The 14,721-nt window shown below is 48.7% G+C and carries 10 protein-coding genes; 9 read left to right on the top strand and 1 reads right to left on the bottom strand.

Going from position 1 to position 14,721, the window contains the following annotated elements; genetic code table 11:
- Positions 1–322: 322 nt before the first annotated feature.
- From C5O19_RS03410 to C5O19_RS03390, 5 genes are all read left to right on the top strand, one after another.
- The gene (locus tag C5O19_RS03410) at positions 323–2,434 is read left to right on the top strand and encodes a bifunctional aldolase/short-chain dehydrogenase (protein WP_104709912.1); all 2,112 of its coding nucleotides are present in this window, start codon (positions 323–325) and stop codon (positions 2,432–2,434) included.
- 97 nt (positions 2,435–2,531) lie between these two features.
- The gene (gene rhaM / locus C5O19_RS03405; protein ID WP_094811795.1) at positions 2,532–2,846 is read left to right on the top strand and encodes an L-rhamnose mutarotase; all 315 of its coding nucleotides are present in this window, start codon (positions 2,532–2,534) and stop codon (positions 2,844–2,846) included.
- 151 nt (positions 2,847–2,997) lie between these two features.
- Positions 2,998–4,278, top strand: coding sequence for a TIM barrel protein (locus tag C5O19_RS03400; RefSeq protein WP_104709911.1), 1,281 nt, complete (start codon positions 2,998–3,000; stop codon positions 4,276–4,278).
- Positions 4,279–4,358: 80 nt separating this feature from the next.
- Positions 4,359–5,744, top strand: a complete 1,386-nt coding sequence (locus C5O19_RS03395; RefSeq protein WP_104709910.1) for an FGGY-family carbohydrate kinase — start codon at positions 4,359–4,361, stop codon at positions 5,742–5,744.
- Between the two features lie 80 nt (positions 5,745–5,824).
- Positions 5,825–6,562 carry a (Fe-S)-binding protein gene (locus tag C5O19_RS03390; protein WP_104709909.1) on the top strand — a complete coding sequence of 246 codons (738 nt, stop codon included), beginning with the start codon at positions 5,825–5,827 and terminating at the stop codon, positions 6,560–6,562.
- A gap of 58 nt (positions 6,563–6,620) precedes the next feature.
- Here the strand turns inward: C5O19_RS03390 and C5O19_RS03385 are convergent, their stop codons facing one another.
- Positions 6,621–7,010, bottom strand: coding sequence for a hypothetical protein (locus C5O19_RS03385; RefSeq protein WP_094811788.1), 390 nt, complete (start codon positions 7,008–7,010; stop codon positions 6,621–6,623).
- A gap of 581 nt (positions 7,011–7,591) precedes the next feature.
- Between C5O19_RS03385 and C5O19_RS03380 the strand changes: the two genes are divergently transcribed.
- The 4 genes from C5O19_RS03380 to C5O19_RS03365 all read left to right on the top strand — a co-directional run bounded on the left by C5O19_RS03380 (position 7,592) and on the right by C5O19_RS03365 (position 14,693).
- Positions 7,592–8,965 carry a lactate utilization protein B gene (locus C5O19_RS03380; RefSeq protein WP_094811786.1) on the top strand — a complete coding sequence of 458 codons (1,374 nt, stop codon included), beginning with the start codon at positions 7,592–7,594 and terminating at the stop codon, positions 8,963–8,965.
- Positions 8,966–8,978: 13 nt separating this feature from the next.
- Positions 8,979–9,566 (top strand): LutC/YkgG family protein, encoded by a 588-nt coding sequence (locus C5O19_RS03375; RefSeq protein ID WP_104709908.1) that lies wholly within the window; start codon positions 8,979–8,981, stop codon positions 9,564–9,566.
- 406 nt (positions 9,567–9,972) lie between these two features.
- The gene (locus C5O19_RS03370) at positions 9,973–13,170 is read left to right on the top strand and encodes a SusC/RagA family TonB-linked outer membrane protein (protein ID WP_104709907.1); all 3,198 of its coding nucleotides are present in this window, start codon (positions 9,973–9,975) and stop codon (positions 13,168–13,170) included.
- An 83-nt stretch (positions 13,171–13,253) separates the two neighbouring features.
- On the top strand, positions 13,254–14,693 hold the full coding sequence (locus C5O19_RS03365) for a SusD/RagB family nutrient-binding outer membrane lipoprotein (RefSeq protein ID WP_104709906.1): 1,440 nt from the start codon (positions 13,254–13,256) through the stop codon (positions 14,691–14,693).
- Positions 14,694–14,721 lie beyond the last annotated feature (28 nt).

Raw genomic sequence — 14,721 nt, 5'->3', positions numbered from 1 at the left:
GATTAACGTACGTAATCTTTCCGGGATGTTTTGCTTGGCTCTGCTACTGGGAAGCCCGGGGTTGTAACCCCGAATTAATTCAATTCAACCCCGTTGGGGTTTTCAAAGGATTCGGACTTGATGCTACTGAAACCTTAAACCACTCCTCAAACCTGATACCCACTCAAACAGCCTCTTTTTAACCTTCTGGCTACGAACTTCTTCGACCGAATAGCCATACAGAGCAGGATGGTTCACCCTAACAGACCATGACAGCTCATTCTTTTTCCTTTGGTTCATTTGTACCGCTAACTAAGGCCTATATCATTTTTTGTATACAATTATGACCGAGACTACCTCTTTCAAGCACGTAAGTTATTTATGGGATGATGCGAAAGCCGCCGAACTGGCTGGCGATGAAGTCGCTCTCCTGATTTACCGTTCCAATCTGTTAGGTGCCGACCTTCGCCTGACCAATTACGGAGGTGGCAACACGTCCTGCAAAGTGACTTCTCCCGATCCGCTGACGGGCGAAGATACCCGCGTGATGTGGGTAAAAGGCTCCGGTGGTGACTTAGGTACGCTGAAGAAATCGGGACTGGCGGCTTTGTATCTGGATCGTCTGCACGCCTTGAAAAACCGGTACCGGGGCCTCGAATTTGAAGATGAGATGGTGGATTTGTTTAACCACTGTATCTACGATCTGGACTCGAAAGCTCCTTCCATCGATACTCCCTTACACGCCTTTTTGCCCTTCAATCACGTCGATCACCTACACCCCGATGCGGCCATTGCCATTGCGGCGGCGAAAGACGGCGAGCAAATCGTGAAAGACCTGTTTGGCGGTACGCTCGGCTGGGTCCCCTGGCAGCGTCCCGGCTTCGATCTGGGCCTGCAACTGGAACGCTGTCTGGCCGAAAATCCGGGCATTCGCGGCATTTTCCTGGGTAGCCATGGCTTATTCACCTGGGGTGATACAGCCTATGAAAGCTATATCAACACGCTCGAAGTGATTGAACGTTGTGCGGAATATCTGGAAGAAAACTACGGCAAAAAAGGCCCTGTATTCGGTGGTCAGAAAGTGCAAACCGTTGAAAACCGTAAAGAGCAGGCGGCTAAACTGGCTCCCGTACTGCGGGGTTTCTGCTCCAGCTATGTACGCATGATCGGTCATTTTACGGATGATGAACGCGTACTCCAATTCATCAATTCTAATGATTTGGACAAGTTGGCTCCGCTGGGCACCTCCTGTCCCGACCACTTCCTGCGTACGAAAATCCAGCCGCTGGTACTTGACCTGCCCGCCGACGCGGATCTTTCGGATACCAAAGCTCTGAAGGAAAAACTGGCTCCGGCCTTCGAAGCGTACCGGGCCATGTACACCGAGTACTACGAAAGCTGCAAACGCAGCAACAGTCCCGCCATGCGTGACCCCAATCCGGTGGTGATTCTGTGGCCGGGCGTGGGTCAGTTTACATTTGCCAAAGACAAACAAACCGCTCGCGTAGCATCAGAATTTTACGTCAACGCCATCAACGTGATGCGGGGTGCCGAGGCTATTTCGGAATATACGTCCCTACCCCGTCAGGAAGCTTTTGACATTGAATACTGGTTGCTGGAAGAAGCCAAGCTGCAACGCATGCCTAAGCCCAAGCCGCTTTCGGGCAAGATTGCCCTGATTACGGGTTCCGCGGGAGGTATTGGTAAAGCCATCGCCAAGAAATTACAGGCTGAAGGTGCCGTCGTCTTCTTGAATGATAACGACGCCGACCGCCTGGCCGGAGCCAAGGAAGAATTCCTGAAAAGCTACGGGAAAGATTCTTCCGCTTCCGAGTTGCTCGATGTTACCTCGGTGGAATCCATTGCCAAGGCCTTCGATGCCTGCTCGCTGGCTTTCGGTGGCGTGGATATTGTCGTGAACAACGCCGGTATTTCCATTTCCAAATCCATCGAAGATCATACGGAGAAGGACTGGGATTTACTCTTCGATATTCTCGTCAAAGGTCAGTTCCTGGTATCGCAAGCCGCCGTGGCTGTCATGCGGAAGCAGGCTCTGGGGGGTGACATCCTCAATATTGCTTCGAAAAATGCTGTCGTGAGTGGACCCAACAACCTGGGGTATGGCTCCGCGAAAGCGGCTCAGGCCCACGGTACACGTTTGCTGGCGGCGGAAGTGGGTCCCGAACGGATCCGGGTCAACACCATTAACCCTGACGCTGTCATTGCCGATTCGAAGATCTGGGCGGGTGCCTGGGCCGAAGGTCGGGCTAAAGCGTACGGTATCACGGTGGAAGAGCTGCCCGCCTTCTACGCCAAGCGGACCTTGTTGAACGAAATCATTTTACCGGAAGACATCGCCAATGCCTGCTTCGCGTTCGTAGGCGGACTTCTCAATAAGTCCACCGGAAACGCTCTGAATGTAGATGGTGGGGTTGCAATGGGCTTTTACCGCTAAGCGTTTGGTGTTTAGGGTTTTGAGTTAAATGCTCGCATGAAAGAGGGTACGCGAACTCAAAACTCTAAACTTCAAACTTATAACTCAAAACCTTTGTATGCCTCGCGTTGCTTTTAAAATGCAGCTGTTTCCGGGAAACGTGGACGAATACCGCCGGAGACACGACGAAATCTGGCCGGAACTGGTGGAATTACTCCAGTCCAGCGGCATTCATAACTATTCAATTTTTCTGGACGAAAGCACGAATACGCTTTTCGGGGTACAGGAAGTCGATGATCTGAGCGTTACAGGGAAGTTACCCGAAAATCCCGTCATGCAGAAGTGGTGGGCGTACATGGCTGATCTCATGGAAACCAATCCTGATCAGTCACCCGTACAGGTCGCTTTACCGGAAGTTTTTTACCTGAAATGAGTTTGGTGTTTTGAGTTTAGGGTTTTGAGTGGCCGCCGCTGCGGTTATCGTCCATTTTGAATGAATGAGTGAATCTAACTATCCCTATTTCTGATGTGATAAAACTCAAAACCCTAAACCCAAAACTCAACACGCTAACACTAACCAACATATGCCTCTCGAATCCTATCAAATAGCCCAATATAACCAGCAGCATGAAGTTGCTCATCGCCGGAAGTTTGAGTTTTTAGCCGAAGAACTGGGCTCCGAAACAACCGAGCGTATCCTTGGTAAACTCATTGATTTTCAGATTGCCATCCCCAGCTGGGCTTTGGGTACGGGTGGTACCCGCTTTGGTCGCTTTGCGGGTGGTGGAGAACCCCGGAATCTCGAAGAAAAAATTGCTGATGTAGGCCTGCTACACGCTCTGAACCGTTCGAGCGGAGCCATCTCCCTGCATATTCCCTGGGATATTCCGACCGACGGCGAGGCCATCAAACAACTGGCGGCCAGCTACGGACTCGTATTCGATGCCATGAACTCGAATACGTTTCAGGATCAGCCGAATCAGGAACTGAGCTACAAGTTTGGTTCGCTGCAACATACCGATGCTGCTGTTCGCACACAAGCTATCAATCATAACATCGACGTGATTCGTTACGGCGAAGCTCTGGGTTCCAAATCCCTGACGGTCTGGTTATCCGATGGTTCGAGCTTCCCCGGACAACTGAACTTCCGCAAGGCCTTCCAGCGTACCTTAGAAGGTTTGCAGGAAATCTACGCGGCTCTTCCCGCCGACTGGAAGATTTTCGTCGAATACAAAGCCTTCGAACCCAACTTCTACTCAACTACGGTGGGTGATTGGGGACAGTCGTTCCTGTACGCCAGCAAGTTAGGACCCAAAGCCTACACGCTGGTCGATCTGGGTCACCACCTGCCCAATGCCAACATCGAGCAAATTGTATCGCTATTGCTGATGGAAGAAAAGCTGGGTGGTTTCCACTTCAACGATTCGAAATACGGCGACGACGATCTGACGGCCGGCAGCATCAAACCGTATCAGTTATTCTTGATTTTCAACGAACTAGTTGATGGCATGGATACTCGGGGTATGAATCACGCCTCGGACCTGGGCTGGATGATTGATGCGTCACACAACGTCAAAGACCCGCTGGAAGATTTGCTGCAATCGGTAGAAGCTATCAAGCTCGCCTACGCTCAGGCACTGCTCGTGGATCGCTTGGCTCTGGAAGAAGCCCGTACTAATAATGATGTAGCCGCCGCTCAGGAGTTGTTACAGAATGCCTTCCGTACGGATTTACGGCCCTTGCTGGCCGAAGCCCGTTTGCGGGCCGATGCCGCTCTGAATCCAGTCGGCCTGTATCGTGAGTTATCCCTTCGCAACAAACTGATCGAAGCCCGTGGTCTGAAAGCCGTGGCTACTGGTCTCTAATAGCTACGTCAGGTACAGGCCTTCCCTGTACCTGACGTTTTTTTTAATCCACCCATTCATTAATTCATTCTGTACGCCCCATGTCTATCCCCTGCGTCGCCATTTTTGATATTGGGAAAACCAATAAGAAACTGCTTCTCTTTGATCAGGACTACCAGATCGTGTACCAGAAGCAGACACCTTTCGAAGAAATTCCGGACGATGACGGATTCCACGGGGATGATTTACAGTTATTGAGCAATTGGCTGATCGACAGTCTAGCGGAAGTCTTGAACGAAGGCCGATTTGACGTACGGGCTCTGAATTTTTCCGCGTACGGGGCGAGTTTCGTTCATATTAACGCCGATGGAAAACCTATCACGCCCCTCTATAATTACCTAAAAACGTTCCCACTGGAACTTCAGCAACGCTTTAACGATCATTACGGTCCGGGACTGGAATGGTCGGCCCGTACGGCTTCGCCCGTTTTGGGTATGCTGAATTCAGGGATGCAGTTGTACTGGCTCAAGTACGAGAAATCCGAGTTGTACTGGCAAATTGAGCACTCGCTGCACCTGCCTCAGTACGCCAGCTATCTTTTTACCAAGCGTCCGGTTTCTGAAATTACCAGCGTCGGTTGCCATACGGGGCTTTGGGATTTTACGCAACGCAAGTACCACCGCTGGGTATTCGAAGAAGGATTTCATTCGCTGGGGCAGATGGTACTGCCTTCCTTTGTGACCTCCCCCGCCGTAGAAAAAGACGATATGCAGGTGGGCGTGGGTATTCACGACAGTTCGGCGGCTCTGGTACCGTACCTGCGGGCTTTTGGGCAAGAGCCTTTTCTGCTGATTTCAACGGGCACCTGGTGTATTACCATGAATCCGTTCAGCGATGAACCCCTAACGATCAGCGAGTTACGTCAGGACTGCCTCAGTTACCTGACCTTCCGGGGCGATCCGGTCAAAGCTTCCCGCCTGTTTGCCGGAAATGAGCACGAACGGGCCGTTAAACACCTCGCGGATTATTTTCAAACGGATCTTTCGCAGTATCAGCGAGTATCATACGACGAAGCGATTCTTTTGTCCTTACGCAGTCGCTTCACCCAGGCTTCGTCCGATTCGGTACGGCTGGGTTCGCTGGAAGATTCCACTTTTTCGGAACGAAACCTGAATGAATTCAGTAGTTACGAAGAAGCATACCATCAGTTGATTATGGATTTGATGGCCCAGCAAATCGCTTCGGTCAAGTTAGCCAAAGGTAACACGGCCATCCGGCGAATTTTTGTGGACGGTGGTTTCAGCCGGAATGAAATTTACCTGAATCTGCTGGCTCAGGCTTTTCCGGAATGTGAAGTACTGGCTTCGGAAATTGCCCAGGCTTCGGCTCTGGGAGCGGCTCTGGTCATCGAGGACGCCTGGAATAAGGAAAAGCCCTTTGATGGGAGTTTATTTACGTTGAAGAAAACAGTTTGTACGGAATTATAAATCGTTATTGGCCGTCCGCTTTTCGCTGATCCGAAAGCAGAAACCCGAGTACACAGCCAATAGCGACAAGCTCAAAGCTGATGAAAGTTGCTCTTTTTGTTCCCTGCTACGTCGATCAATTTTATCCGAAGGTAGCCGTTGCTACCCTGGAATTACTCGAGAAATTTGGTTGTGAAGTAGATTTTCCCCGTAATCAGACCTGTTGCGGGCAGCCCATGGCCAACTCGGGCTTTGCCCACCTCAACGGCGGTTGCGACGCCAATTTCGTACGCAATTTTACGGGGTACGATTACATCGTAGCTCCTTCCGGTTCCTGCGTACTGCACGTGAAGGAGCATTTACACTATCCTGAAAATCAGTCGCTGGCGGATACAATCCGGCATCGGGTGTACGAACTCACGGAATTTTTGACGGACATACTGAAGGTCGAAAAACTGGAAGCCCGCTTTCCGCATAAGGTGGGCGTGCACCAAAGCTGCCACGGCCAGCGGGGACTGAAAACCTCGCAGATGAGCGAATTGAACTGCCCGGCTTTTTCCAAACCCGGCAAACTGCTCGGCATGGTAAAAGACCTGCAACTGGTTGAGCTGGACCGTAAGGACGAGTGCTGTGGTTTTGGCGGTACGTTCGCCGTCAGTGAAGAATCGATTTCCTCGAAAATGGGGAAAGATCGCGTGGCCGATCACCAACGCCACGGAGCTGAATACATTACGGCGGGCGACATGTCGTGCCTGATGCACCTGGAGGGTATTCTGAAACGCCAGAAAAGTCCGGTTCGGATTGTACACATCGCCGAAATTCTGAACGCCCAGGAATAAAAAAAGGCGTCCCGTAAGCCATGGCTTACGGGACGCTGCAAAAAATGGGGGATTCTAATTAGTTACGAGCTAAAACCGTACGGTTCGTTTGCGTAGCGATTTCGAATGATTGCGTGTAGCGATTTTTGCCACCCAATACTTCGAACGTGTATTTACCATCGCCTAAGGTCGAAAGATCGAACAGACGCAGGTAGTTTTCGTTAGTAGTCGTTTCAGTGAACAGCGTCGTGTTTTCCTTATCCTTGATAGCAATCGTCAATTTCTTTTTATCAGGATTTTGGAACGTCAATTGGAAACGCAGTTGAGAATCCTGAGCCAGTTGTGCGTTGTACGGATTTGCTTTTACCGTTTCTTTCGCAGGATCAGAATTTACGGTAGCAGTGGCGTTGAAAGCTACACTACTAAAAGCCACGAAGGCTGCAAGGATGAAGTTGATGGACTTTTTCATGGGATGATATGTTTTTCAAATGGGAAAAATACAAAACAAGTGCAAACAGCTTTTTGATTGTGTTTTGCCGTTTGGGTGATACAAAGGTGCACATAGTTTGATTATGAGTCAATTACCTAAATGTTAAATCCGAAAAGTTCCTCTTACGGTGCCACCATAAACTTAGAATAATACAACATTTCTATTTTTAGTGCCGAAAGTTGTTTAAAAAGTCCAATGGTTTTTTTACCGTTTTTTGGAGTAGTTGAGTAAAAAAAGCTTCGCACTAAAAGGTTCGACTTAGAAAAGTTCTAATGATTATCAGAAGAAAACTTTAAAAAAGCTTTGTATAATGGATTTTTGAGCTTCATAAATTTTACTAAATACGCTTTATACGTATTTTTCTAATGGTTTAAGCCCCATCTGTTCTTAGGAACAAGAAATCAAGCCCTTGCTTTACATTCTGGGAAAAATTAAATTCCTACAACTGGATGTACTGAAAAAGAAAGCTTCATTGGAATGCTTAAACTGTTTTTAGTTTAAGTATATAATAGTATGAAACGAAGAAGATCTTCTTCTTCCAGTAATCTAACATCAACGCCATGAGTCCGCATACACTTGATCACGCTGCCGCCTCGGAAGTATTCAATAGAGACGAGCCCCGGGTAGACTGGCACGACGAAACCCTGTGGTGGGTACGCCAGAAACGCGACCGGGCGGCCATGCAATTACCCGAATGGGAAGCTTTACGGGAAGCAGCGTCGCAAATCAAGCACCACGTTTTATCGAACCTGGATACCCTGCTGGAAAACTTTGAACGTAAGGCTCAGGAAAACGGTATCACGGTACATTGGGCCGCGAATGCTCAGGAACATAATGAGATTGTTTGGTCGCTACTCCATAAAAAGGGCATTGACCGGATGATTAAATCCAAGTCCATGCTCACCGAAGAATGTCACCTCAACGACTTTCTCCGGAGCAAGGGTATTGAAGTGATCGATACGGATTTGGGTGAACGCATTGTACAGCTTCGGCAAGAACCGCCTAGCCATATTGTACTCCCGGCCATCCACCTGAAGAAATCGGACGTGGGAGATACCTTCCACGAGCACCTGGGTACGGAAAAAGGAGCAACCGATCCGCAGTACCTCACGGAAGCAGCCCGGCAACACCTCCGCGAAACCTTTTTGACCCGACGGGCAGCCCTGACGGGCGTCAACTTCGCCATTGCCGAAACGGGTGGTTTTGTGGTCTGTACCAATGAAGGTAATGCAGACATGGGGGCTCACCTGGCCGAGATTCACATTGCCAGTATGGGCTTCGAGAAAATCATTCCGCGAGCTGATCATTTGGGCGTGTTTCTCCGCTTACTGACCCGTAGTGCAACCGGACAACCCGTAACGGCCTATTCCAGTCACTTTCACCGGCCCCGGCCCGGTCAGGAGATGCACATTGTCATTGTTGATAATGGCCGTACTACGCAGTTAGGCCGACCCGATTTCCGGAATTCCCTCAAGTGCATTCGCTGTGGAGCGTGCATGAACACCTGCCCCGTATACCGGCGAAGTGGCGGTCATAGTTATCACAACGCCGTGGCAGGACCGATTGGCTCAATCCTGGCTCCGAATCTGGATATGCGGAAAAATGCGGATCTGCCTTTCGCCAGTACCCTCTGCGGCAGTTGTTCGAATGTGTGTCCGGTGAAAATCGATATTCATGACCAGCTTTATAAATGGCGGCAGGTACTGGCTCAGGAAGGCTACGTGGGCGGCATCAAAAAAACCAGCTTACAACTGGCTTCGAAGGTACTGGCCTCTCCTACCTTATTTAAACTGAGTTTCAACGCGGCTCGTACGGCCTTACGGATTGCTCCCTGGGCGGCCAACAATCCGCTGAATGCCTGGAGTATTCACCGCGAATTGCCCGATGCTCCTAAAGACAGTTTCCGGCAGTGGTGGGAGAAGAATCGTAAATAAAACATTGTTAGCCATGTCCTCGAGTCGAGAAACCATATTACAGGCCATTCGGGCGAATAAACCCGATTTATTGCCGCTACCATCCGTGTATACCTTCGAATCGAATTATCCGGATGTGCTGGCTCAGTATCAGCAAACGCTGCAAATGATTGGCGGCACCGTGGAAGTAGTACCGGATCTGGCCAGGGTTGCTGAACGTTTAAAAGAGATTTACCCAGATTTGACTCGTATAGCTATAACGTTACCCGAGTTAGCTGACCTGGGCAACGCAGATCTTGAGGTAAGCGATCCCCACGAACTGGAAGCTATTGAACTTGCCGTGATCCCAGGGCGATACGGTGTGGCCGAAAATGGAGCTATCTGGGTAACGGAACAGGAAATGCGGCATCGGGCCTTGCCCTTTATTACGCAGCATTTAGTACTGATCATTCGGGCTGAAACGATTGTTCCTAATATGCACGAAGCCTACCGACGGATTCAGGTCGATGAGACGGGTTTTGGCACCTTTATCGCTGGTCCGTCCAAAACCGCTGACATTGAGCAGTCGCTGGTGGTAGGGGCACACGGGGCCCGGAGTTTGGTGGTGTTTATTATCGCTTAAAGGTTTTTATTTCCAGAAAGAGCCAAGGCCAGATGAAATCCTCATCCGGCCTTGGCTCTTTCTCGTTACTGTGGGTTAATAGATGTATGCAGGCTTGCAGTCTAAGGTGTTCACTATCTGACGTATACCTTCATTTTATCTTGTATAAAAGTCAAATACTGAAATTATCCTATTTAAGCTTTTGGAAGACCACAGAAAATTTCAAAACCGTTTATTCTATTTTTTTTGTACATATTACTAAAGAGGACTCTTTTGTTTTGTAATCTTCACAAAAAACAGGGGATTATTTTAAAAATACTTCAAACCTTGACCTTACAATAAATTTTACGTTTTGAAAGAATGCAAATATTATATTATGTTTGTAGACAGGATTTAACATAAATCCCTAACTCCTTAACCAAAACAAATGAGAAAAATTCTACTGGCAACAGTTATGTTGCTCAGTACGCTTGTTATGCATGCGTACGGACAGGATCGTGTGGTGATTGGTAAGGTCACCTCCAGTGATGACGGTTCTCCCATTCCCGGAGTCAACGTAACGCTTAAAGGCACTAACCGGGGTATTTCCACGAACGCTAATGGAGAGTACAAACTGAACGTAGGAGCTAATGCTACGTTAGTTTTCACGTCTATCGGTTTTGTTAGACAAGAAGTGGGCGTTGATAATCGTACGGAAGTAAACGTAGTACTGCAAGTCACCAATGACGATCTTCAGGAAGTAGTCGTTACGGCTTTGAACATTGGTCGCGAAAAGAAGGCCATTAACTCCGCCGTACAGGAAGTAAAGGGAGCCAACTTGGCCATTGCCCGGAACAACAACGTAGCGGACGCCTTAGCGGGTAAAGTAGCTGGGGTACAAGTATTTAGCCAATCAGGTGCTAAATTCGGTACACCTAGCATCCGGATTCGTGGCGTGAACTCACTAACGGGTGGCGATCCTTTATACGTAGTGGACGGTACGGTTACGGATGTGAACTTCGTCAACATGGACGACGTAGAGTCACTGAACGTACTGAAAGGCCCCGCAGCTTCCGCTCTGTACGGAAACCGGGCTTCTGCCGGGGTGGTGGTTATTACGACGAAAAAGGGTAAGAATCAGCAAGGTTTGGGTATTGATGTAAACCACAGTACGACCTTCGATAACGTTTCTTTATTGCCTAAGTATCAAAACGAGTACGGTGGTGGTTATTCTCAGGAATTCGGTACGTTCGAATACAATCCTGCGATTCACCCCGCCAGCTGGGCTGCCTTTAACGGACAGAAAACGATTGATTACTCGGCTGATGAAAGCTGGGGTCCCCGGATGGATGGTTCGCTGTACCGTCCCTGGTATTCCTGGATTCCTTCTGATCCGGATTTTGGTAAAGAAGTTCCTTTCTCACCACAGCCTAATAACGTTCGCAGTTTCTTCCAGACGGGTGCAACGGTCAACACCAACGTAGCCATCAGCAAGTCGAGTGAACTCTTTAATGCTCGGGTATCTTACACGAATTACAACGTAAAAGGTACCATTCCGAACAGCCAGCAGCACCGTGATTACCTTTCTGGTAAATTAGGTGTCAACATTACCCCTAAGTTCACGGCTAACCTGAACGTTAACTACTCCACGGAGAAAACGCGTAACCGTCCTTCGGATGGATACGGTGGACAAAACCAAACTATTGGTTCATTCAACCAGTGGTTCCAGCGTCAGCTGGACATGACGCAACTGCGTACGTACAGAAACCCCGATGGAACCTACCGTAGCTGGAACATTACAGGTCCAGAAAATACGACACCACTGTACTGGGATAACCCGTATACGCAGGTTTATCAAAACATCAGCAATGAGAAAAACGAACGTCTCTTTGGTGATTTTGGTCTGACGTACAAGTTTACGGATGATTTGAGTGTTTCTGTAGTAGCTCGTCGCGACTTCCTCAATCGCTATTTCGATAGCCGGGTAGCCTCTAATACGAAAAACACGGCTTACTACGGTACCTCCAATGATAGCCGTCGGGAAGACAACTACGAAGCATTGCTTTCGTACAACAAGAAGTTTGGCAAGTTTACACTGAACGCCAATGCAGGTGGTAACATTCGGAAGAATACGCGTGATTACGTAGCAATGAACACCAATGGTGGTCTTTCGATCCCGAACTACTACAACATTGTTAACTCGGCGACACCAGGAACGTTCACGAACTACAACGCCCGCAGAGAAGTACGAAGCGTGTACGGTTTTGTAAGTTTCGATTATAACGATCTGTTATTCATTGAAGCGACGGCTCGTAACGACTGGTCTTCTACGCTGCCCGTAAACAACAACTCGTACTTCTACCCATCCGTTACGGCTGGTTTGATTTTCTCGGAGTTCCTGCAGAATAAACGCATCCTCTCGTACGGTAAAATCCGCGGTTCATTTGCTCAGGTGGGTTCTGACTTAGATCCCTATCAAATTTATACCGTTTTCAACACGGGCGTAAAATATGGTAGCAACACCACGCAATCCATCCCTACGCAATTACCGAACCAGAGTCTGAAACCAGGTCTGTCAAGTGGTTACGAAGGTGGTATCGACTTGAAATTCCTGAACAACCGGATTGGTTTGGAATTCACGGTATACCGTCAGGATAATACCAACCAGATTCTGCCCCTGGCCGTACCGGGTTCTAGTGGATACAACACGGCTCTGGTTAACGCCGGTAACATTCGTTCCGAAGGTATGGAATTGCACATCAATGCCGTACCCGTTAAAACGAAAGACTTTACCTGGGATTTTGACATTAACTTAGATCGTAGCCGATCAAAAGTGGTTGAACTCGCCGCTGGTTTGAAAACGTATGACCTGCTTCAGAACTCACTTTTCAACGGTGTACCTCGTTTCGGCGGTACTAGCTTAGGGTTCATCGCTCGTGCGGGCTCTGATTGGGGAACCATCGTAGGTCGTCAATTCCAACGTTATCAGGCAGTTGATGGTAATGGTAACAAAATTGATAACCCTAACAATGGAAAAATTATCGTAGACGCCAATGGCTTACCGCTTTCAACTGCGGGTCAGGATTTAGCTACCGTATTACCTAAAATGAAAGGGGGCTTCCTGAGTACGTTCAACTATAAAGGCGTTACGCTGCGTTTCAACATTGACTGGTTACTGGGTGGCAAGTTTTACTCCACAACCCGTATGTTCTCGGCAGGTTCAGGTTTAAGTGCTGAAACGGCTGGTCTGAACGACAAAGGAAATCCGAAACGGGATGATCCGGCGAATGGTGGTGGTGTACTGTTCCCGAACTCCGTATACGCCGATGGTTCAGCTAACACGACTTACGCCGACGCTCAGACTCTGTACGAAAGCCGTCTGTTCGATCTGAACGAAAACTGGATCTTCGACAAAACGTACGTGAAACTGCGGGAAGTAAACTTAGGTTATAACCTGCCCGTAGCCTGGATTCGCAATACGCCTTTCAAAACGGCTTATGTGGCATTCATGGTTCGTAACCCTTTCCTGATTTACAGCAAAGTGGGTGGCGGTATCGATCCTTCTGAAACGCAAACGTTCTGGGGCGAAGGTGGTCAGCAAATCCCCGTTCGTTCGGTTGGTTTCAACGTGAAATTTGGACTTTAATCATAGCATTTAAAGGTAAAGAGAGCCCTGAAAAGCAGGTGCCGTTCAGGGCTACTCCTTCTCTTTTTGACCAAAACATAAGCATGAAAAAAATAGCATTCAAGAAACCCATTATTGGTCTGTTAGGCTTAATGGCTCTTGTTTCTTCCTGTAGTGATTTCGGCGACATGAACGTAGACCCGAACCGGGCCTCGGTTGCCAGTACCGCTGCTTTGCTTTCAGGAGCAGAAGTTAACTTTGGAGCTGCCGTAACTGCCAGTGATGCTCAGCCCATTCTGTACGCTCAGCACTGGTCTGAAATTACGTATACGCAAAACTCACGTTATCAGGGTACTGCCTTCAGTTATAATGGTTTTTACGCCGGTCCGCTGGTCAGTCTAAACTATATTATCAAGGTAAATTCCGATGATGCGACGAAAGCAGGAGTAACGCCAAACGGCTCAAACGCGAACCAGATTGCCGTTGCCCGTATTATCCGTGCCTACTTCTTTTCGGTGTTAACGGATCGTTTCGGCGACATTCCTTACTCCGAAGCGTTGAAAGGTAACCAGGATTTTACGCCTACTTTCGATGCCCAAAAGGACATTTACACGGATTTGTTCAAAGAACTGAAAGAAGCCGCTGCTCAGTTTGACGGCGGAACGGCAGTAAAAGGAGATATCATCCTGAATGGTAATGCCACACGTTGGAAAAAGTTTGCGGCTTCACTGCGTATGATCTTGGCTCTGCGTTTGTCAAAGGTAGATGCAGCTAAAGGTAAAACCGAATTCGTAGCCGCGATGCAGGATGGCCCCCTGGCGTCTAATTCGGACAACGTTCGGTACAACTATACGGACACCTACCCGAACCCCTGGTTTGCTAGCTTTGTAACGTCTGGTCGTCTGGATTTTGCGGTAAGTGAGCCGCTGGTAAATTACCTCAAGCCTCTTACGGATCCCCGTTTGCCTGCATTTGCGGATAAATCGGTCAGCAAACAAGATTACGTTGGCATGCCTTATGGTCTGACGAACCCAGGCGTAAAACCAGCTGACGTATCCTTACCGAATGCTTCGTTACGTACGGTGATTACGGCTCCGGCAAACGTTCTTACGTATTCACAGGTACTATTTAGTCAAGCTGAAGCCGTGAAATTAGGCTGGATCACGGGCGATGCCAAAGCCCTGTATGAAGCTGCAATCAAAGCTTCGATGGAGCAATGGGGTGTTTATACGGAAGCAGCCTACACCGCTTACATCGCCAACGCGAATGTTGCGTATTCGGATGCAAAAGCACTTGAACTGATTGGTACGCAAAAATGGGTAGCTCTGTATATGCAGGGTTACGAAGCTTGGTCAGAATGGCGGAGAACGGGTTATCCCAACTTCCTCAAACCCGCTCCTGGTGCCGTTAATAACACCAAGCAAATTCCATTACGTCAGGGTTATCCAACAACTGAGCGTGATTTGAACACGGATAATTACAACGCGGTCATTTCCCGTCAGGGTCCCGATACGGATGCTACTCCCGTTTGGTGGGATAAGTAAGCACCTTCCAGTACAAACAAAAAGCCGG

The sequence above is a fragment of the Siphonobacter curvatus genome (assembly GCF_002943425.1).
Taxonomy (GTDB): Bacteria; Bacteroidota; Bacteroidia; order Cytophagales; family Spirosomataceae; genus Siphonobacter; species Siphonobacter curvatus.
The sequence above is the reverse complement of the archived record's forward strand: the minus strand, read 5'-3'. Positions and strand labels throughout refer to the sequence as shown.

What these genes read in the sequence shown, in the direction of transcription:
- C5O19_RS03365 (WP_104709906.1), top strand. Translation starts at nt 13,254, where the DNA reads ATGAAAAAAATAGCATTCAAGAAACCCATTATTGGTCTGTTAGGCTTA.
- C5O19_RS03395 (WP_104709910.1), top strand. Translation starts at nt 4,359, where the DNA reads ATGTCTATCCCCTGCGTCGCCATTTTTGATATTGGGAAAACCAATAAG.
- C5O19_RS03390 (WP_104709909.1), top strand. Translation starts at nt 5,825, where the DNA reads ATGAAAGTTGCTCTTTTTGTTCCCTGCTACGTCGATCAATTTTATCCG.
- C5O19_RS03375 (WP_104709908.1), top strand. Translation starts at nt 8,979, where the DNA reads ATGTCCTCGAGTCGAGAAACCATATTACAGGCCATTCGGGCGAATAAA.
- C5O19_RS03385 (WP_094811788.1), bottom strand. Translation starts at nt 7,010, where the DNA reads ATGAAAAAGTCCATCAACTTCATCCTTGCAGCCTTCGTGGCTTTTAGT.
- C5O19_RS03380 (WP_094811786.1), top strand. Translation starts at nt 7,592, where the DNA reads ATGAGTCCGCATACACTTGATCACGCTGCCGCCTCGGAAGTATTCAAT.
- C5O19_RS03370 (WP_104709907.1), top strand. Translation starts at nt 9,973, where the DNA reads ATGAGAAAAATTCTACTGGCAACAGTTATGTTGCTCAGTACGCTTGTT.
- C5O19_RS03410 (WP_104709912.1), top strand. Translation starts at nt 323, where the DNA reads ATGACCGAGACTACCTCTTTCAAGCACGTAAGTTATTTATGGGATGAT.
- C5O19_RS03400 (WP_104709911.1), top strand. Translation starts at nt 2,998, where the DNA reads ATGCCTCTCGAATCCTATCAAATAGCCCAATATAACCAGCAGCATGAA.
- rhaM (WP_094811795.1), top strand. Translation starts at nt 2,532, where the DNA reads ATGCCTCGCGTTGCTTTTAAAATGCAGCTGTTTCCGGGAAACGTGGAC.